This is a genomic window from Nocardia sp. AB354 (genome assembly GCF_049538315.1).
GTDB classification, from domain to species: domain Bacteria; phylum Actinomycetota; class Actinomycetes; order Mycobacteriales; family Mycobacteriaceae; genus Nocardia; species Nocardia nova.
The window spans coordinates 120651-138747 of sequence record NZ_JBMVFU010000016.1; the positions used below are offsets into that span (position 1 = coordinate 120651).

16 protein-coding genes are annotated in these 18097 nt (G+C 66.7%); 10 read left to right on the forward strand and 6 right to left on the reverse strand.

Features of this window, described 5'->3' with window-relative positions:
• Positions 1-217 precede the first annotated feature (217 nt).
• From ACPCUW_RS22825 to ACPCUW_RS22845, 5 genes are read left to right on the forward strand one after another with little or no spacing between them, the layout of a single operon-like run.
• Positions 218-1636: a hypothetical protein gene (locus ACPCUW_RS22825; protein ID WP_423426979.1), complete on the forward strand. Its 1419-nt coding sequence runs from the start codon at positions 218-220 to the stop codon at positions 1634-1636.
• Positions 1633-2871 (forward strand): hypothetical protein, encoded by a 1239-nt coding sequence (locus ACPCUW_RS22830; protein ID WP_423426980.1) that lies wholly within the window; start codon positions 1633-1635, stop codon positions 2869-2871. Before ACPCUW_RS22825 ends, ACPCUW_RS22830 begins: the two co-directional genes overlap by 4 nt.
• Positions 2868-4661, forward strand: a complete 1794-nt coding sequence (locus ACPCUW_RS22835; RefSeq protein WP_423426981.1) for a vWA domain-containing protein — start codon at positions 2868-2870, stop codon at positions 4659-4661. The genes ACPCUW_RS22830 and ACPCUW_RS22835 overlap by 4 nt, the downstream gene beginning before the upstream one ends.
• A gap of 10 nt (positions 4662-4671) precedes the next feature.
• On the forward strand, positions 4672-6486 hold the full coding sequence (locus ACPCUW_RS22840) for a serine/threonine protein kinase (protein ID WP_423426983.1): 1815 nt from the start codon (positions 4672-4674) through the stop codon (positions 6484-6486).
• Between the two features lie 12 nt (positions 6487-6498).
• The gene (locus ACPCUW_RS22845) at positions 6499-7221 is read left to right on the forward strand and encodes an SAVMC3_10250 family protein (protein ID WP_423426985.1); all 723 of its coding nucleotides are present in this window, start codon (positions 6499-6501) and stop codon (positions 7219-7221) included.
• A 133-nt stretch (positions 7222-7354) separates the two neighbouring features.
• On the opposite strand, the gene ACPCUW_RS22850 is transcribed toward ACPCUW_RS22845, so the two are convergent.
• Positions 7355-8812: an amidase gene (locus ACPCUW_RS22850; RefSeq protein WP_423426986.1), complete on the reverse strand. Its 1458-nt coding sequence runs from the start codon at positions 8810-8812 to the stop codon at positions 7355-7357.
• A 440-nt stretch (positions 8813-9252) separates the two neighbouring features.
• Between ACPCUW_RS22850 and ACPCUW_RS22855 the strand changes: the two genes are divergently transcribed.
• Positions 9253-9396, forward strand: a complete 144-nt coding sequence (locus ACPCUW_RS22855; protein ID WP_423426987.1) for a hypothetical protein — start codon at positions 9253-9255, stop codon at positions 9394-9396.
• Here ACPCUW_RS22855 and ACPCUW_RS22860 read toward each other — a convergent pair.
• The 4 genes from ACPCUW_RS22860 to ACPCUW_RS22875 are packed head-to-tail and all read right to left on the reverse strand — an operon-like array spanning position 9387 to position 12482.
• The gene (locus ACPCUW_RS22860) at positions 9387-10193 is read right to left on the reverse strand and encodes an ESX secretion-associated protein EspG (RefSeq protein WP_423426989.1); all 807 of its coding nucleotides are present in this window, start codon (positions 10191-10193) and stop codon (positions 9387-9389) included. The two genes, ACPCUW_RS22855 and ACPCUW_RS22860, sit on opposite strands and share 10 nt — an antisense overlap.
• 3 nt (positions 10194-10196) lie before the next feature.
• On the reverse strand, positions 10197-11510 hold the full coding sequence (locus tag ACPCUW_RS22865) for a hypothetical protein (protein ID WP_423426991.1): 1314 nt from the start codon (positions 11508-11510) through the stop codon (positions 10197-10199).
• A 12-nt stretch (positions 11511-11522) separates the two neighbouring features.
• A complete protein-coding gene (locus ACPCUW_RS22870; RefSeq protein WP_423426993.1) occupies positions 11523-11900 on the reverse strand; it encodes a hypothetical protein in 378 nt (125 codons plus the stop codon).
• 9 nt (positions 11901-11909) lie between these two features.
• Positions 11910-12482: a DUF3558 domain-containing protein gene (locus tag ACPCUW_RS22875; RefSeq protein ID WP_423426994.1), complete on the reverse strand. Its 573-nt coding sequence runs from the start codon at positions 12480-12482 to the stop codon at positions 11910-11912.
• A gap of 152 nt (positions 12483-12634) precedes the next feature.
• Between ACPCUW_RS22875 and ACPCUW_RS22880 the strand changes: the two genes are divergently transcribed.
• From ACPCUW_RS22880 to ACPCUW_RS22895, 4 genes are read left to right on the forward strand one after another with little or no spacing between them, the layout of a single operon-like run.
• Complete coding sequence (locus tag ACPCUW_RS22880; protein ID WP_423426995.1) at positions 12635-13873, forward strand: flavin-dependent oxidoreductase; 1239 nt, start codon at positions 12635-12637, stop codon at positions 13871-13873.
• A complete protein-coding gene (locus tag ACPCUW_RS22885; RefSeq protein ID WP_423426996.1) occupies positions 13870-14331 on the forward strand; it encodes a MarR family winged helix-turn-helix transcriptional regulator in 462 nt (153 codons plus the stop codon). Before ACPCUW_RS22880 ends, ACPCUW_RS22885 begins: the two co-directional genes overlap by 4 nt.
• Positions 14328-16013, forward strand: coding sequence for a CocE/NonD family hydrolase (locus tag ACPCUW_RS22890; RefSeq protein ID WP_423426998.1), 1686 nt, complete (start codon positions 14328-14330; stop codon positions 16011-16013). Before ACPCUW_RS22885 ends, ACPCUW_RS22890 begins: the two co-directional genes overlap by 4 nt.
• Positions 16010-16474 carry a DUF3237 domain-containing protein gene (locus tag ACPCUW_RS22895; protein ID WP_423426999.1) on the forward strand — a complete coding sequence of 155 codons (465 nt, stop codon included), beginning with the start codon at positions 16010-16012 and terminating at the stop codon, positions 16472-16474. Before ACPCUW_RS22890 ends, ACPCUW_RS22895 begins: the two co-directional genes overlap by 4 nt.
• Here ACPCUW_RS22895 and ACPCUW_RS22900 read toward each other — a convergent pair whose 3' ends face one another.
• Positions 16475-17650: a cytochrome P450 gene (locus ACPCUW_RS22900; RefSeq protein ID WP_231982992.1), complete on the reverse strand. Its 1176-nt coding sequence runs from the start codon at positions 17648-17650 to the stop codon at positions 16475-16477.
• Between the last annotated feature and the right edge of the window lie 447 nt (positions 17651-18097).

Sequence of the window (18097 nt, forward strand, 5' to 3'; positions counted from 1 at the left end):
TGTAGAACCACGTCACCACCGAATACGCCACGGTCTCAAACGCTTGTCCCCCAGACCGACTCGTCCCAGACATCAATACGGAACGGTCGGTTACCGACCTATGTCTTGACATGCGGGCCGCTGCGAAAAGTACTGTGGTGGCGCAGCTTTGCGCGACCTGCGCACGATTACCGAATCGGTAACGTCCACGCCCGAGCTGAGCGAACATAGTGGTGTGATGGTGAGCTTGACGCGAATCGGGGCCACCCGCCAGCGATTCGAGAAGGCTTTCGCGGTGCAGGGGGTCGAGCCGGAGCAGATGGCTCGAGCCTTCACAACCGTGCGGAATGCGCGCATTGTTCCCGTTCCCGGGCAGCACGGGCTCTTCGCCGTAGCTGAACCGATGGGGTGGCTCGGGACGCGCACGGCCCGCAACGAGCACTATGCGGGGATGTCGGCCACGTTCCGGCGTTTGGCCGAGCTCGTCCATTCGCACGGCGGCGTGCTGGTGCCGCCGGCGCTGGGAACCACAAGGCACGCAGCGGTTCTGGGTGGTGACATCCACACTCTGGAGGTGCTCTCCTCGGTGGAGCAGGAGGTGCTGTGCAACCTGCTGCGCACCCACGTGCCCGCGCTGATCGCCCTGTTCGGCCGCGGGATCACCCGGGCGGGTGCGCCACGTGATCGGATCGGCTCACGTTGGCTGGCCGGGTCACGCTCGCATCTGGCGACGAGATTTCTAGCCTCGACCGCGCCCGAACACCTCGACCGAGTGAAGGCGGAATTGCGCCGTCGGGACGGCGTGGCGCTGCTCGAACGCATGGACGTCTATCCGTCCGCCGAGCCGGATGGCACACTGACCGTCGCCGTGCGCTGTCTCGACGGCGCGCCCACTCTCGCCGGGATCCGCACGCAGGCATTGTTATTGGCTGCGGTCGGGATGCAGGCCAGGCGCATGGTTCGCGACGGCCGTCGGGTCGGCAATGTGCCACAGCGCATGCTGGAGGACAACCGGGCCCGCGCGGTGGCCGAGGGTCTGCGCGCGCAGATGGCTGCCGACGAGCCGCGGCAGCGTCCGGGCGCCGCGCCGAAAGACCAAAAGACCGCCAACCGGCGACATAATTCCGAGCCCGCGCCGCGCCCGGCGCGGGCGGTCGGGCGCTCACTCTTTCACTCGATCGCCGTGGAGCTGCGCAATCTCGATGCCGACGCCGCCGAGCTTGCCCCCGCGCTGCTACCGCTCGAGCTGCCGGCCCTGGGCGTGACACACGGAACGACGGAGACCGACCTGATGACGCGGTGGGCCGGCGCCGGCGAGAGCGAATTGCTGAGCCGATGCCTGCTCGCGCTGACCGATGCCGCCCCCGGAGGTCCGCTGCTGCAGTGGCTGAGCGCGGATGTGCCCGGCCGGACCTCGATCGTGCTGGGCTCCTGGCGCACACGGATCGCCGAGGCACAACCGCCGACTGCCGGCCGGCCAGGTCAGCAGAGCCGAACAGCCTTCGCGGGCAAGCGATCTCAGCCGGACCGTCGCAACCGGCATGGCGGGAACCGCAGCGCCGGGCAGCGCGGCGGCAATCAGGCCCGCGGCACCGACGGCAGCGCACGAGGCCGCGGGGCGCAGCGGCGCCGGGACGACAGGGGATCGGGCGGATGAACCAAGCCATCGAACTGGTGCTGGATCTGCGTCAGTTGCGCGATGCGCCCAGCACCCCCGAGGAATTTCAGGCGCTGTGGGCGGAGTTGGAGCCGGCGCTGCACGGCCGCGATCTGCGGGAGGGTCCCACTCACCAACTCGACAGCCCCGATGGCGAAATCCGGCTGGAAGTGGTGTGGATCCCCGCCGATGTCGAGCGTGTCGACGAAAGCACCCCCATCTCTGTCGTCGCGGTCCGCGAACGACCCCGCGTGCAGTACCGATGCAAGCACTGCGGGGCATATGCGCCGTTCACCTGTTCAGCCTGTCCCGCCGAGGCGAAGAACAACCGGGTCTGTGATCGGCACGTCGTCATCCTCGACGGCGCGCTGACCCCGGTCTGCCGCGAGCACCGTCCGGCCTGCGAGCAGTGCGACGACCCGGCAGAATTCCGCTGTGCCGGTCGAGCCTGCCGGCGTGAGAAGGGATGGTGCGCGCGGCATCGGCGGCCGCACCCGCGCGATCCCGACATCGATTACTGCCCGTCCTGTTACGACGCGGCGTTCCCCCACTGCGAGACGCCGGGCTGCCAGGACATCGGCACCGTCCGTTGTGAGCATGTGTCGCAGTCCTTTCAGCACTGTCCCCAGCGGATGTGCACCCGGCACGCGACCCGGTGGCAGGTATTCGGCAGCGAGCGAGTGGGTTTGGGGCTGTGCGCCAACCATTCCCGGGTGCGTGGAGGGGCCCCCGCAGATCTCGTATTCGAGATCATCACAGGCGCTGCCGGCAGGCGTCGGCCTGAGCGGCTACCCAGCCTGCAAGGTTTCGCCCACACATTGCGCAACTGCGGGCACCGGGACCTGGCGATCGACTATGCCGGGATTCACCGGTTGCTGCAGGCGACGGAACCAGTGGTACGCGGAAACCGAGCAGCAGCACAGGCTTTCGACCGAAGCAAGGCGGGCTGGGCTGCAGCCGCTGCCGCCGTGGCGACTACGGCGCACGAGGGTGAGCGACTGATGGAGAAGCTGCGGGAGCTGGTGATAGCGGCCAATCCCCGATCCGGCAGCGAGGTCGCCGCGGCAATCGAGCTGGCCGAATACAAACCGAGCCGGAACACCAGGCCCGCGATGCTCTTCGTCAAGGTTCCGGAGCATCTCCGCGGGCGGTTCATCGGATCCCGCGGCCAGGGAATCCGCTTCTACACAGCACAACTCGGTATGAAGGTTCAGATCGAAGGGGGGCGCCGATGACCGCCACGGTCGACTCCTCCTCGCATCGGATGGTCGTGGTTCCGGCCGGCGGCCCGATCACAGGGCACCACATCGGTATTCCGTCGGGTGTGCGGGGTGGGGCGGGATTGCTCCAGGTCGGTGCCCAGCCAGACCTGATACAGGTCGCGGTGTCAGCCACCGAGGTTCCGGAACTGCCGGCCGGACATGTGGCGCTCGCCGACGAACTCGCCGCGCACTGGGATATCGAGCCGTCCGGGCAGCCCTGGCGCTTCGATCCGCTCGAGCCGCAACCGGTGCGCCGAATCGTGCTCGAACTGCCCACGGAGTTGGATCCCGCGGACGCCGCCCGCCAGATCGTGCGCGCCGGGCTGGCAGGGGCCCTGCTATGGCTACCCGATACCGGTGATGACGTCTTCCTGCCGGTCGACGGGGTGCCGCACAGGGTCCGTGAGATCGACCTCGGTGGCCGCAACAGCGGATTGGCCTGTCTTACCCGGGATTCGGCTGTCGAGCTGTATGCCTCCTCGGTGCGCGCGGGTGTCGATATCGTCGTCCTCGCCGACATCAGCGGTTCGATGAGCTGGGATGATATTCCGGCAGGCCTCGAGCGGTCGGCTTTTCGCGCCCACGGCGGACAGTGGATCACCCGGATCGAAGCACTCAAACGCGCGCTACTGGACATGCTCGACATCCGCCTGCAGATCTCCGGCCGGGTGTCTCGTTTCGCCCTTCTCGAATTCAATCATCAGGCGCGGCACAAGTTTCCGCGCGACGGTGGGATGACACAGCTGGACGGCAGCTCACCGGAGTCTCTGGTCACAGAGTTTCGGCACGCCATCGCGCTGCTGCGCCCGGACGGCGGGACCGATATCGGCAACGCGCTGCACGAGGCCGCCAACCTGCTCTACCGCGAGGGCCATCCGAGCAACGAAAAGCTCATCGTCTTGGTGAGCGATGGGGCGAATTGGGCGCCGGCCGGCGAGGGCGGCACCGGAGAAGTGGTGCGTACGGTGCAGGAACCGGTGAGCCTGGTCGCGCATCTGCACAACGAAGCCAAGATACGCTTGCATGCCATCGGAATCAGCACCGCGGAGCTGTTCCAGCGACGTGGTCTGCCGCCGGACGAAAGGATCATTCCCAATCACGCGCTGCTGGAGGAGCTGGTCAAGGTAGGCGGCGGCGACCCGGCCCAGGTGGGCGGCATGGAGGTGCTGGCCGACTATTTCACCGGACTGGGCGGCGGTATCAGTCACCGGGTGGGCGAGCGGCTCACCGAGGCGAGCCGCCCCGGCCCGCTCTCCGGCCGCACCAAGGCGGCACTCGACCGGCTGCGCTCGGCCGGCACCAGCCAGTGGGATCAGCGCCGCGAGAATCTGCGAGACCAACTCTCCGAGCTGCTCGTACGCTGCAATGACGAAGCGGCCCGTGTCTACGGCCGGCAGATCTGGAATTACAAGTGGCTACAACAGTTGCTCAGCCGCGAACTCGGCTCGCCTGCCGCCGACATTGCAAGCTTCGTCTCCAGTGTGTCGCGTGTCTTGACGGTGACACAGACCGAGGCCCCGTTCACACCGTTGCGCGCACTGCTCGACCAGTTGAACGGCGCCGACGTCGGCTGCGAAACCCTCGGCGCGGTCTTCGGAACGGCGGTCGACTCACCGACCAGCGCCCAGGTACTGCTCATGCAGCGGGTGCACGATACGACAAGCGAGCTGCTCGATCGTCTGATCATCATGCAGCCGGAGGCCGAGTCGGCGCCGAAGCCTGAGTCCTCCGGTCCGACAGGCAGATTCACCTACCGTGATTGATCGAGTGAGCATGCCCGAGATCCGATCGGGCTACCGGGTGGGCCCCGCAGAGGATCCGGATCAGTACCTCTTGGAAGAAGAGATCGACGCCGGCGGCGAAGGGCAGGTGTGGCTGGCCAGCACGCCTCGGCGCAATGGCGGCAAGCACCGCTGGGCCGTGAAAATACTACACGCGGGGAACTTGGATGTCGGGCACAACGAGTCCCCGGCCGATGCCCTCGAACGGTCGTACCTGCGCGCCCAGAACGCGCGGCAGGAAACGCAGCAACTACAACGGGAAGTCACCGGCGTGGTCGGCGCCACCGACGTCTTCCCTGGTCCGCCACCGCATCCGCCCGGCGAATCCGGGGATGTGCGCACGCTGTACGTGATCTCGACGTGGGTCGAGGGCCAGGATCTGACCAAATGGCTCAAACACAACCCGCCCTTCGAGCAGGTGTGCGCGGTAGCCGCCGAGCTCGCCGCGATCGTCGACGGAATCGCTTCCAGCAGTGTGGCCTTGGTGCACCGCGACATCTCCCCGGGCAACGTGATACTCGCCCCGCACACCGACGCGGTCTCACTGATCGACTTCAGCTTCGCCGTGCCGACCCACAGCGGGCCGGTCACAGTCGTCAGAAAGGACGGCTACACCGCTCCGGAGGCGTCGAGAACCGGCAACGGCAGCCCGGAGGCCGATCGCTATTCCTTCGGCGCGGTGATCTACTACCTGCTTACGGGTAGCAATCCTCCGCCGGACAGTGCGCAGCAGGACTGCTTCGACTACCTGGTCCGCCGCAGTTTTCCCGTCGAGGTCGCCGCCCATGTGACGGCACTACTTGCGCCCGACCCGGACCAGCGGCCCACATCCTTGGTGCGCTGGGCGCGTGAGCTGTCCGAGCTGGGCGCTCCGACGTCCACGGAGTTGCGCTATACCGACCTCGATGTCACCGTCGACGGTTTCCGGACCACTACGGTGACGGCATCGGCAAACGCGGTGGTGGCACGGGCCCGGTTGGGCCCCGGGGCGCTGTGGGCGCTGGTGGCCGATGAGCAGGCCCCGGCCGCACCGGTCGTGGTCCGTTCGGTCGCAGACGGCACCGGCAACCCTGTCGATTTCGTGATCGACAAGGCGGAACGGCTCATGGTGGGCCGCGCCGGTATCTGGCAGGACGGCGGGCGCGCCGCGGTGGGCGGCGGCCTCGCGGTCGTCCGCACCGCTACCGGGTCCGCCACGGCGTACCTGGTCGACGCGGTCAGCGAACGGCTGACGACGGTGGAATTGACTCTCGACGGGATGATCCGCCGGGACAGCGGCGGCCCGTATGTACGGCGTGTTCTGGCCGCCGCGACCGATCACGAGGGGGCCGCCGTCGTCACCGCGAATGCCGCGAACGGCGATTTCGTCATCATCGCCGGAGGATCCGCGAAGCGCTTCGGCCTCACCGATATTCGATCGTCCGCGGTCGGCCTGAATCTTCTGGGCGAACCGGTCTGCTTCGTCGCGGCCCCGGCCCGCGAACTCCTGTCATTCGAGCAACGTTACGGAGAGTGGGTGCCGACCGGCCCGATCGAGGTTCCCGGTGATGTGATCGACGTGGCATGCGTCGGTCAGCGCGACGGCGTCACGATCGCCGCGGCGGGCGCGGACGGACTGTGGGTCACCCCCCGGCTCGACGGCGCCCGGCCCGATTGGCAACGCCTCACCGAATCCCCCTGCCACCGAGCGGCATTGGTCGTCGGCGCTGCGTGGCGCCTCCAACTGGCCGCCCTCACCGATGGACAGGTGCTGGTGGCTACCGAGGATTTCTCCGGTCGATGGTCGGCCAGGGCGCTGACCCGTTGAAAGGAAGCCGACATGTATCACGAGTTCCTCTACATCTCAGGTTCGAAAATCGACAACTTCGTACCCGCGGCGGCATCGTGGTGGCGAAACCTTCGACTGCGGAAGATATCGGCGAAGGCGAAGGTCACGCCGGTGGAGGCCGGGGCCGAATTCGAACTGGCGGATATCGCCGGCAACGAGCAGCGGCTTCGGAACCTGATCGCGGATTTCGAACACGGGTGCGTGGACTACACCGATCCGGATATCGAGAACGGCGAATGGGTCATGTTCGAGGGCCGCATCGGCATAGCGCACCTCGACGACGACCCCGCGGGCGCGGTGCTCTTCTGCCAGGCCGAACCACTCTCCGTCACCGCTCCCCGCATCATGCTCCACGGCTCGGCCCGCAACGTCGCCACGAACCCGGCGGCATCGTCCCAGTCGCACGATCGGCCCGGAAAGTATTCCGTGTCCGTCGGCGCCACCGAGCAGGTGGTGAAAGCACTGGTCGACGCCCATGGTTCGGACAAGACGCACGGCCTCCGGAACCTGTTCAAACCTTCCACCAAGGAGCCGACCGACCTGGAACACAACCTGGGTACTTATTTCCGCGAAGTCGCCTGCAGCCCGAAATTCCGCGAATTCGCACCCTATTTGGGCGGGCATGCTCGTGTATCCGGAGTAGTCCACCCACCCCAGGTGCCTTTCCCGATCGTGCTCGCGTCGCCACTGTACGTGCGCTACGAACGGCCCTGATCGCATTCCGCCGGACCGGCCGGCCGCAAGACCTGTGCCGGTGCTGCCGGCGCGGCGCGAAGCTGTCCGACCAACCGACTACGGGATGCGAAAGACAGTCGGGCCCAATCGTCGTGGCGAGCGAGCGAGCGCCCTACTCGAAACCGGGCGGCGGGGTGAATCCGCCGAACTCCTGCTCGAGCAATTCGGCGAACCGCAAGGTCGTCGGGTCTTCGAGATAGGGGCCGACGATCTGCATGCCGAAGGGCAGCCCTTCCGGCGAGCGTCCGATCGGTGCCGCGGTCGCGGGCAGCCCGAGCAGCGTGGCGATACTCGCCCACACCAGGTTGTAGTTGTACGGGTAGGCGGTGCCGTCGATATCGATCGTGCGGGTGTCCATCCCCGAATGGTCGTGCGGGAAAGCGGGTGTCGGCGTGATCGGGCACAGCACCACGTCGAATTCCTTGAACAGGTGACGCCACCCGTCGGCCAGGCCGATGCGGACGCGGTCGGCCTTCACCCAATCGCCGTGGCCGGCGACGAAGGCTCGTTGGATGACCGCCTCGACGGTGTCGGTCTCCGGCGGAATTTCGGCGACGACGGCTTGGATCGCCCGGATCGCGTCGGCGGGGGCATCGGCGCCGAATTGCGACATCAGCAATGTGAAATAGGTTTTCGCGGTCAGCGTCAGGTCGGGCAGGAGAGAGCTCTGCCGCGCGACCGTGGCACCGGCTTTCTCGAGCCCCCGCGCGATCCGGTCGAAACCGTCGCGAATCACGGTGGATGTCGGCAGCAACGGATGACTGTCGATGATCAGCACGCGGAACTGCGCCAATTCCTCGCCGCGCGGCGGTGGCAACTCCAGCTTGTAGGCGACCGCCTCCACCTCGTCGGGCCCGGCAAGCAGCCGCGTCGCCAAGGTCAGGTCGGCGGCGCTGCGGGTCATCGGACCGACGACGGGGAGGTCCATGGGAGCCTCCAGTGCGGGCGTGCGCGGCGGTATGTGCCCGCGCCCCGGCAGCAGCGTGCGGGACGGTTTGTGCGAGTAGACGCCGCAGAAATGCGCCGGCACCCGCAGAGAGCCGCCGATATCGGAGCCGAGCGCGAGCGAGACGTACCCCGCCGCGAGCGCGGCGGCCGACCCTCCGGACGAACCACCGGGCGAACGAGTCGGATCCCACGGATTGTTGGTCGTGCCGTAGATGTCGTTGTAGGACTGCCAATCACGCAGAAAGAACGGCACATTCGTCTTGCCGACGACAACTCCGCCCGCTGCCTTGACGCGCGACACCAGCACCGCGTCCTCCGCCGGCACCCACCCCTTCGCGTCGGGCAGACCCCACGTGGTCGGCAGACCGGCGATATTGAACGATTCCTTCACCGCGACCGGAACGCCGAGAAGCGGCCCATCCTCACCCCGCGCCAGCGCCGCATCGGCCTGTTTCGCCGCAACGCGAGCGCGCTCGAAATCCCGCACCACAACGGCATTGACCTTCTCGTCGAACTTCTCGATCCGCGCGATGCTCAGTTCGAGCAGTTCGGTCGCCGAGATGGTCTTGGCCTGCAACGCGGCTACCTGCTCGCGCAGCGTCGCAAACTCCGGTCCGGGCATCAGTTCTCCTCGCATCTCCGGGTGCGTACACACCTGGTGGTCATGGCCGAAGCGTCGGTCCGGAATCCACCGCGACAGACGCTCTCCATACAACCTCGTTGGAACGAAATTTACTCCCACAGAACACGTTTCGTGCTGCTTGCGACGCACTGCCGATCATGCCCTCTGCGAACCCGCGCCCCAAGCCCCTCTGCCGCGTCGACGCGCTTCTGCCGGGCGGTGCTGTACGACAAGTCGAGCAGTGCCCGCAATGTGAGTCGAGGATGATCTCGACTGATCACCGAATCTCCCAATTTCGATAACGCTGGTAACGCCAGCGTGCCGCACAGCATCGCGTCCCGCTGCACGGCGAAGCGAGCGCGCTGAGAAGCGCTCAGCGGATATATCTCCGGTCCCGGCAGCGACCGCACCGGTCGACCCGGTGGGCCTACCATGACCGTATGTCCGAGCCGCGGATGGAGCGCCCCAACCTTCCGGAGTTCGTGAGTTGGGACGGACTCGAACAATTGCCCGAGGAGATCGCCGCGCAGATCGAGCTGTGGGACGTACTGATGACCGAGGGCCGAATTGCGTCTTACGCATAACTCGGGTCGTTGTCCTCACGGAATCCTTGAACGGTCGCGTCGATGAGGCGTTGGAGGTGGTTCTGGATGATGGATGTGTCGGCGGGGTCCGCGCGGAGGTCGTGTTTGGTGTGGCGGACGAGGTAGCGACCGTCCGAGTAGTCCATGATGTGGAAATCGCGGGCGGGGGTGGGGCGGCGGTCCCAGGCGGGGCCGGGGCAGACGGCCACGTGGAGGACGGTGCTGCGGGGGCGTTCGAAGAAGCGGGCGGCTTCGTCGCGTGCTGAGCGGGGGGCGTCGTCGTGGAATGCGGTGTAGGGGCGGTCGTCGTCGGTGAGGTCGGCGCGGTTGACCTGTAGGGCGGGGCGGGTGCCTCGGGGATGGCCGGGGATGGCGGCGAGCAGGTGGCGGGTCAGGTTTTCGGCGCGCAGGAGCGACATCCGCACGGTCCCACCGGATTCCGGGTCGGACGAGGGTTGCTGGGTGACCAGGACCGCCTGCCGGTAGTGCACGGCCGCGTGGATGCGGACGCGCTGACGCGGATCGCCCATCTGCTCGAGATCGCCCGAACCGTTCGACGCGGCGGCGAATCCGGCGATCTCGATCCGTGATTCCGGGCCGTGGAGAATGCGCACCGCGGCTTCGGCGTTGTCGTCGATGCGGCCGGCGAGGTCGGCGGCTTCGGATTTCCACTGGGCTTCCAGCTCGTCCGAGGTCTCGGCGGTGGAGCGGAACTGCAAGGGATACGGCAGGACGTCGTGTCCGGCGGCACGCCACAGGACGGTGAAGCCGAGCGCGCTGAAAGTCCAACCTGCCATGGGCTATTCACCCAAGACCGGCGGGACGGTCTTCTGGCGCTGCTCCTCTGAGAGGCCGGTCAGTTCGTCACCGTTGTCCCGCGACACCAGCTCCTCGCTGATCTTGGACTTGTGGGTCTTCTCGTCCTCTTTCTTCGGCTTGGCGCCGGGGGGCATCATGCCGGGCATACCGTTCATACCGGCGGCGCCCTTGCCCCCTCCGGCAGACAAGCCGCGAGCTGTCCCCTGGGCATTCGAACCGGGCACCGACGTCCCGCGGCCGGCCGAATTGCCCGACCCGCCATAGGTTTCCGCGACGCCGGGTCCACCCGCACCGTACGGGAGCCCGGTGCGCGGGTCGATTCCGCCGGGTGTCACCGAAGAAGGGGTGGTCTGCGCCCCCGCCGCCGACGGATCCCAACCAGCCGGGGTGGCGCTCGCCGAGGTGGTATTCGCGGGATTCTGCGTCGAGTTACTCAGTGTCGACGGGTCGACAGCGTTCGGGGTGGTGCCATCGCCGCCTTGATCGGGACTCGGCGGTTTGGGCTGGTCGGTATCGCCGGGGCCGTGGCCGTCGTCTGGGCCTTTCGAAGGTGGGCCGACCGGCGGAACTCCCGGCGGCTTCCATTCCGTGTTGTCGTCCGGCGTATTCACGGGATTGTACGGTCGAGGCGCCAAGGGCACCTGTGTGTCACTTTCGCGGACGGCCGGGTAGAACACATTGTTGATCAAGTGTTCGTTCGCCGCGTTCGCCTGAGTTTTGCGGTGGTCGTTGAGCTTCCACGTCGGCCCCGGCACCCAGCCGGCGAGATCGCTGGTCCAACTCGTGTGCGGGGTCGGCTGCGCGGCAGGTTTGGTGATCTCGACCGCCGAGCGCACCAACTTCACCTTCTCGCTGACCAACTGGGCGGAGCTCACCAGATCCTTCTCTTTGTCGGTGAAACTCTTGATGCCCTCGGCGGTCTTCTGCGCTGCGGCCCCCTGCCACTTCTCCTGAATGGCCTTCTGGATCTGCGGCCCGAAAGTGTTGTGCCCGTTCTCGATTTTGTTCCGCAGCCCCTCCCAGAAGTTATGCAACGTCACGACGGTGCTCGGCTGCATCTTCTGAATGCGGTCGTACAGATTGTCGATATTCTGCGGATTCTTGTACGCGTCCTGCGCGACCTGCGGGTTCTGGTATTGCCCTCCGAATCCGCCGTTCACGATCTGATTGATCCGGTTGCGCGCGGCGGTCGCGTCGGGACTCTGATCGCCCTGCGCATTCGAGAAGGAGTCGGGCGGACCGCCCTTGTGCTGCTCCCAGAGGGCAGCAACCAGCGGGACGAGTGGAAGTACCATATGCTCCCCCGGTCAGTGGTTCTCGGAGCCGGCGATGGTGCCGGCGTTCTGCTGGTCGTGGTCGACGAGGCGGTCGACGGAGTGCTTGATGGTGTCGCGGATGAGTTCGAGCACCTGAATATGCGCGGCAAAGGCCGAGTCGAAGTCTCCTTCTCCTCCGATAGCCTTGGCGCCCAACATCTTTGCCAGTTCATCAGCCGCGGGAAAGTCGCCGAGACCGGACACGTGCGACATGTTCTTCAGCATGTTCTGACATTCGTGGTAGACCGCGAGTTGATCTTCACACGCCTTCAGGCAATCTCCCGATACGGACGGATCCAGGTCGAGCCTGCCCGCCTTGGACTCCTCAGCCAAGTATTTCCAGAGCGAAATATCTTCGGTTGCTGTCACGACGACCCCTTAGCGAGGAAACAGTGGAACGATGGTGTCCGCTGCGGACATTGCACCGTCGCACGGGTCGGCAGTGATACTCGGAGTCAAGTTGTAGAACGACAGTTGGAACGACCCAGACTTCGCCGGAAACACCAGATCGCAGTCCTCATGTCGCGTGTCACTTGCTCGGTGGTATCTCCAGCCGTCGCGGCCTGCCACCGAGATGGCGGCGAAATCAATGTTGTCCGACTTCTTCTTCAAGTCGTCCGCAGTGAACTTCGATGACCAGACTGTGAGCGACCGAGCCTTCTCCGGCTGGAAGTACCAGGAGCACGCCTTCCATCCCTCCACCGCAACTCCGCCGACGCCGGTCTCGCGAGTGGTGGGATCTGCACCCACCTGGCGAACGACGTCGTCGCTGACCTGCGTGCATGGGTCCCAGTTAACAGCCGAGTTTGCGTCCGCGGCACTCGTCTCCGGCGACGCCGTCCCCGAAGTCGACGAGGAACACCCGGTCCCCACCCCCAACACCACCGCAGCCGCCAGCACAGCCGTAGCCGCCTTACGTATCACCGATGCCTCCCGTTGGTCCCCGCGCACACATCCTCCTGGAGTCTAGGACGCATGCGACGGCCACTCGGTTCCCCTTATTGATCATCACAAGAGTCGGGGAAGTCCGGTGCAGGCCCAGCCGGACAGCAGAAGACCGCCCCCATTGACCCCGATTAGTTTTGTTGCAAAACTGCTCGCCCATGAGGATCGTGATCGTCGGCGCCGGTATCGGCGGCCTCGCCGCGGCCCTGAGCCTGCATGCGGCCGGGTTCCGGGATATCGCCGTGTACGAGCGCGCCGACGCGTTGCGGCCGCTCGGCGTCGGGATCAATCTGCTTCCACATGCCGTGCGTGAGCTGACCGAACTCGGGCTCGGCGAGCAGGTGGCCGCATTGGGCGTGGCGCCGCGAAATCTGGCCTACTACAACCGGTTCGGCCAGGAGATCTGGTGCGAGCCTCGCGGCCTCGATGCCGGATACCACTGGCCGCAACTGTCGGTGCACCGCGGCAGGTTGCAGATGGAGTTGCTCGACGCCGTGCGCGAAAGGCTGTGCGTGCAGACCGTTCGCACCGGACATCGCCTCCTTGCCGCGACCCCCGACGGCCGCGCCCACTTCGCCACGGCGACAGGAGAATTGACCGTAGACGCCGATCTGATCATCGGCGCCGACGGTATCCATTCGGCCCTGCGCCACCAGCACCGGCCGGACGAGAGCCCACCAGTATGGAACGGGCTGACGCTGTGGCGCGGGACGGCCGAGCTGCCCGGCTTCCTCGACGGCCGCACGATGATCATGGCCGGTGACGCCGAGCAGAAGTTCGTCGCATATCCGATCCGCGACGCCATCAATTTCATCGCCGAGCGCCGGACCGTCGGATTCGGTGGGCAAAACGCCGACTGGAACCGCGCGGTCGCACCGGCGCAGATCGTGGAGCTGTTCCGCGAGTGGCGGTTCCCCTGGCTCGATATTCCCGAATTGCTCGGTGCCGCAGAAGAAATTCTCGATCATCCGATGGTCGACCGTGATCCGCTAGAGCGGTGGACCTACGGACGAACCACCCTGCTCGGCGATGCGGCGCATCCGATGTATCCGAACGGCTCGAACGGGGCATCGCAAGCCATCCTCGATGCTCGCACCCTCGCGTTCCACCTCGCCACCGCCCGCACTCCGGACGAGGCTCTCGCGGCCTACGAGCAGGATCGACGCCCCGCCACGACAGCCCTGGTGCACAGCAACCGCAAGCAGGGCCCCGAGCAGGTCATGGTTCTGGCCCACGAACGGGCGCCGAACGGGTTCGCCCATATCCACGACGTGATCTCGCCCGAGGAGCTCGCCGCCATCGCGACCGGGTACAAGAAGGCCGCCGGATTCCACCCCGACACCCTCAACACCCGGCCGTCACTGACCCCACCGTCCAGCGAGGGGAACGTCTCGTGACCGATCTCGATCCCGCACGCCTGGCATCGGTCATCTCACCGCTGCGCCGAAGCCTGCTCTCCGCAGCCCGTGCCGCCGAACGTCTTCCGGAGATCCCGGACGCGCAGATCGAAATCGTCCGCGCCCTGCCGCCGGGCACCGTCAGCACCTCGAGCGAAGTGGCCGAACGACTCGGGCTGAGCCGCCCAACGGTCAGCAACCTGCTCACCACGATGGAGGCGAACGGCTTGATCGAACGACGCCCCCGGCCCGGCGACCGCCGCCACGTCGAGATCGCGACCACCGCCCGGGCTCACGATCTGTTCGCCCGCTTCGACCAAGCCAGCGGCGCCCTCATCACCGCCGCGGCGGCGACTCTCGCTCCCGAGGACCGCGCCGCGCTGGCCGCCGCCCTCCCCGCGCTCGAACGCCTGCGCGAGGCTCTCCACCGACTCCAGACCTCGGAGGAAACCGAATGAGCACGCCCCGCCAGCGCCTTTCGCGGTGGATACAAGCGCGAATCATCAAGGGACTCGTCCCCGGCCCGCACGACATCACCATCCGAAAGAACCTGCGCGTCCCGATGGACGACGGTGTCGAGTTGCTCGCCGACCTGATCACACCGATCGGCGACACGGATCCGCGGCTGCCCACGATCGTGATCCGCGGCCCGTACGGACGCAGTGGCCCCGTCGCCGGCCATGCTCGCGCCCTGGCCCGCGAGGGGTTTCCGGTGCTGTTCCAGAGCTGCCGCGGAACCTGGGGATCCCGCGGTGTATTCACCCCGCAGATCGATGAGCAGCGCGACGGTATCGCGACCCACCGCTGGGTTCGCGAACAAGACTGGTGCACAGGGCGGGTGGTCACTTTCGGCCCGAGCTATATGGGCTTCACGCAGTGGGCGGTGGCCGGCAAGCTGCAGAAGGAAGACCCGGATATCGCGCCCGATGCGTTGTGCCTGATCGTGACGATGCCCGATTTCGGCGCCATCACCTGGGACAACGCGGCGTTCGCGCTGCGCAACGCACTCGGCTGGACGCAGATGATGGACCGGATGATCCACCGGCAGCTGCTCGCCCTGGTGCTGGGCCAGCTGCGTCCGGATCGCAAGCTGCGCAAGGCATTCGACGTGCTCCCCCTGTCGGGCGGCGATGTGGCCGCGAACGGTCGCCGGGTGCACTGGTACCAGGACTGGGTCGCTCACGAACGGCTCACCGACGAGTATTGGACCCAGCAGTCACATACCGCCTCGGTTCCCGATGTCACCGCGCCGGTGTACATGATCACCGGCTGGTACGACATCTTCCTGCCCTGGCAGCTGCGCAACTACGCGCAGCTCGCCGAAGCCGGACGGCCCCCGCGCCTCACCGTCGGCCCCTGGGGACATCTCACCCGAGATATGGGCGCGCCGACGATTCGCGAGAGCGCCGAGTTCCTGAAGGAGCATTTCGCCGATGCTCCGAGCAAGCGGGTCGCACCCGTGCGCGCGTATCTCACCGGCGCCGAACAATGGCACGACCTGCACAGCTGGCCACCACCCGGCACGACGAGCGAGACGCTGTATCTGCACGCGCCGCGCAAACTCGGCCCGGCTCTCCCGGAGGGCGGCATCACCAGCTACGTCTACGACCCCGCCGATCCCACGCCCGCTGTCGGCGGCCCCAGCCTGGGTCCCACCTCGGCCCCGGTCGACAACGCCGCACACGAGCGCCGCCCCGACGTCACCGTGTTCCGCGGCGAGCCGCTCACCAGCCCGGTCACGGTCGCCGGAGAACCGTTGGCGCGCATCAGCTTTCGCTCGTCACAACCCAGTGCCGACATCTTCGTCCGGATCTGCGATCTCCACCCCGACGGACGGTCGATGACGGTCTGTGACGGCATTCGCCGCATCGGCAGTATCGCCACGGCCGACACGGACCCGGCCCCGGACGCCGACGGTTTCCGGGATATCGAGGTGCGGCTGTGGCCTACCTTCCATCGGTTCGCGGCCGGCCACCGCATCAGCGTGCAGATCAGCTCCGGCGCCCACCCGCGGTACGCCCGCAATCCCGGCTCCGGCGAGCCGGCCGCCACCGCAGCGACCATTCACGTTGCGAAGCAGGAGATTTCGCACGCCCCGGCGTCTGCGTCGCGGATCGAACTGCCGGTGTGGTCGTCGTGAGCGCCCCCGCAGTTCCCGGACTGGAGGCGGTGTTCCAGGTGGAGGCACGCCTCGGCCCGCCGGAAGACCACGGCACGACCCGCGCCGGACACCGCCGCGTCGTGCCGATCATCGGCGGCCGGGTCAGCGGCCTGTTCGACGCCGACATCCTGCCCGGCGGCGCGGACTGGCAGCTGATCCGCCCCGACGGCGCCATCGAGATCGACACCCGCTACTCGGCGCGCACCGCGCACGGCACGCACATCTACCTCCGGACCTCCGGCATCCGCAGCGGAGCACCGGAGGTCCTGGAGGCCTTGTCGCGGGGAGATCCGGTCGATCCGTCCGAGTACTACTTCCGCCTCGTCGTGCGCGTGGAGACATCCGATCCTCTGCTCACCGAGCTCGAGCAGTCCATCTTCGTGGCGTCGGCGATCCGGGAAGCGAACAAGGTCCGCTACACCGCCTACCGCCTCACCTGATCAGGAAACCAGGTTCAGCCGAGGCGCCGGAGGAAAGACGACCGGCAGCGCCGCCATCGCACGATGGAAAGGTCCGGGGCGCCAACGGATCTCGCTCGGATCGACGGCGAGCCGGATCTCCGGCAGCGCATCGAGCAGCTGGTCGATCGCGTCCTGCACCACCAGATACGCCACCGACCGCGCCGGACACGCGTGCGGGCCCGCACCCCAGGACAGATGCGATCGGTTCCCGGTGCGGTCCCCGCCAGCGATATCCGGATCGTTGTTGCAGGCGGCCAGACTGATCACCACCGGCTGATGAGCCGGCAGCCAGGTGTTGTCGATCAGAATCGGCTGGCGCGGATAACTCATGCAGAAGTTGGCCAGCGGCGGATCGGTGAACAGCACTTCGTCCAGCGCATCGCGAGTCGACAGGCTGCCGCCGAGGATGTCGCCGCCGAAACGCTCGTCGGTGATCATCAGCAACAGCGTGTTGGAGATCAGATTCTGCTGCGGCTCGATACCCCCGCCGTAGAAGACGATCAGGTTGCGGAGCATCTCCTCGTCGGTGAGCTTGGCCGGATGATGGGCCAGATGCGAGGTGACATCGTCGCCGGGTGCGTTGCGGCGCAGCTGGACCTGTTCCATCAGCGCCTGAGCCATATGGTCCATCCCCCACGCCGCGTTGATCGTGTCGAATATCGCCGCCATCCCGGTGGCCACGCGCCGGCCCAAATCAGCCGAACAGCCCACCATGCGGTTCAGCACCTCGAAAGCCAGCGGGAAGGCGTATTGCGAGACCAGATCCGCCGAACCGGCTTCGCAGAATTCGTTGATCAGCGGGATGGCGATCTTCTCGACGGTGGTGTGCAGCTCGTGCAGGTCGACCCTGTCGAACGCGGCCGTGAACGCCTGCCGATACCGCGCATGAGCACTGCCGGCGCTGCGAATCACGTTCGGATACCAGCGCATGATCGGCAGCACCGGGCAATCCTCGGGAATGGTTCTCTCCCACGCCCGCGGGTCCGCCGGGAAATGGTCGGGATCGTTGAGGATCTGCAACGCGGTGTGGTAGCCGATGACCAGCGTCGCCGGCACGCCGGGCGCCAGCTCGATCGGCACCATGGAGCCATAGCGACGGCGCATCGCTTCATAGGCGCGATGGGGGTCGGCGACGAATTCCGGTGTGTCCAGCACGATTCGGGGGCCGTCGGTGTCGAACGGGGTGCCGGCCTGATGAACAGGGCAGCCCGGGGCCGCGGACAGGTCAGAAGGTGGGGTTGACAAAGGGGGTGACTCCAGAGAATGAACCAACAAGCGCGGCAGGGGATTCGCCGTCAGCCGACAGCGTCACCTCGTGCTTGGTGAGAATAGGGGCTGTGGCAGCCCTCCAGCTAGCGTTTTCGTAAAAGGGACAGGCGTCTTGTGAGCAGAAGGCCCGCACCCTGCGGCAGCGCTATTCCATTGGTCTATTGACCACTTCGCGCGTGGCGGCAGCCGCCTGGCTACACCCGGCGGGTCGGCCCCGCCGTGCGGCATTCCGGCGCAGCGACGGGTGCACCTACAGGCGAACGCTGTGGTCCGAATTTTTCGTGCAAACTCGGCCCGATGTGCGAGTTTTCCGCATAAGCGGCGGAGGTTTGC

What these genes read in the sequence shown, in the direction of transcription:
- ACPCUW_RS22825 (WP_423426979.1), top strand. Translation starts at nt 218, where the DNA reads ATGGTGAGCTTGACGCGAATCGGGGCCACCCGCCAGCGATTCGAGAAG.
- ACPCUW_RS22860 (WP_423426989.1), bottom strand. Translation starts at nt 10,193, where the DNA reads ATGGCAGGTTGGACTTTCAGCGCGCTCGGCTTCACCGTCCTGTGGCGT.
- ACPCUW_RS22850 (WP_423426986.1), bottom strand. Translation starts at nt 8,812, where the DNA reads ATGCCCGGACCGGAGTTTGCGACGCTGCGCGAGCAGGTAGCCGCGTTG.
- ACPCUW_RS22890 (WP_423426998.1), top strand. Translation starts at nt 14,328, where the DNA reads ATGAGCACGCCCCGCCAGCGCCTTTCGCGGTGGATACAAGCGCGAATC.
- ACPCUW_RS22865 (WP_423426991.1), bottom strand. Translation starts at nt 11,510, where the DNA reads ATGGTACTTCCACTCGTCCCGCTGGTTGCTGCCCTCTGGGAGCAGCAC.
- ACPCUW_RS22830 (WP_423426980.1), top strand. Translation starts at nt 1,633, where the DNA reads ATGAACCAAGCCATCGAACTGGTGCTGGATCTGCGTCAGTTGCGCGAT.
- ACPCUW_RS22835 (WP_423426981.1), top strand. Translation starts at nt 2,868, where the DNA reads ATGACCGCCACGGTCGACTCCTCCTCGCATCGGATGGTCGTGGTTCCG.
- ACPCUW_RS22840 (WP_423426983.1), top strand. Translation starts at nt 4,672, where the DNA reads ATGCCCGAGATCCGATCGGGCTACCGGGTGGGCCCCGCAGAGGATCCG.
- ACPCUW_RS22845 (WP_423426985.1), top strand. Translation starts at nt 6,499, where the DNA reads ATGTATCACGAGTTCCTCTACATCTCAGGTTCGAAAATCGACAACTTC.
- ACPCUW_RS22880 (WP_423426995.1), top strand. Translation starts at nt 12,635, where the DNA reads ATGAGGATCGTGATCGTCGGCGCCGGTATCGGCGGCCTCGCCGCGGCC.
- ACPCUW_RS22855 (WP_423426987.1), top strand. Translation starts at nt 9,253, where the DNA reads ATGTCCGAGCCGCGGATGGAGCGCCCCAACCTTCCGGAGTTCGTGAGT.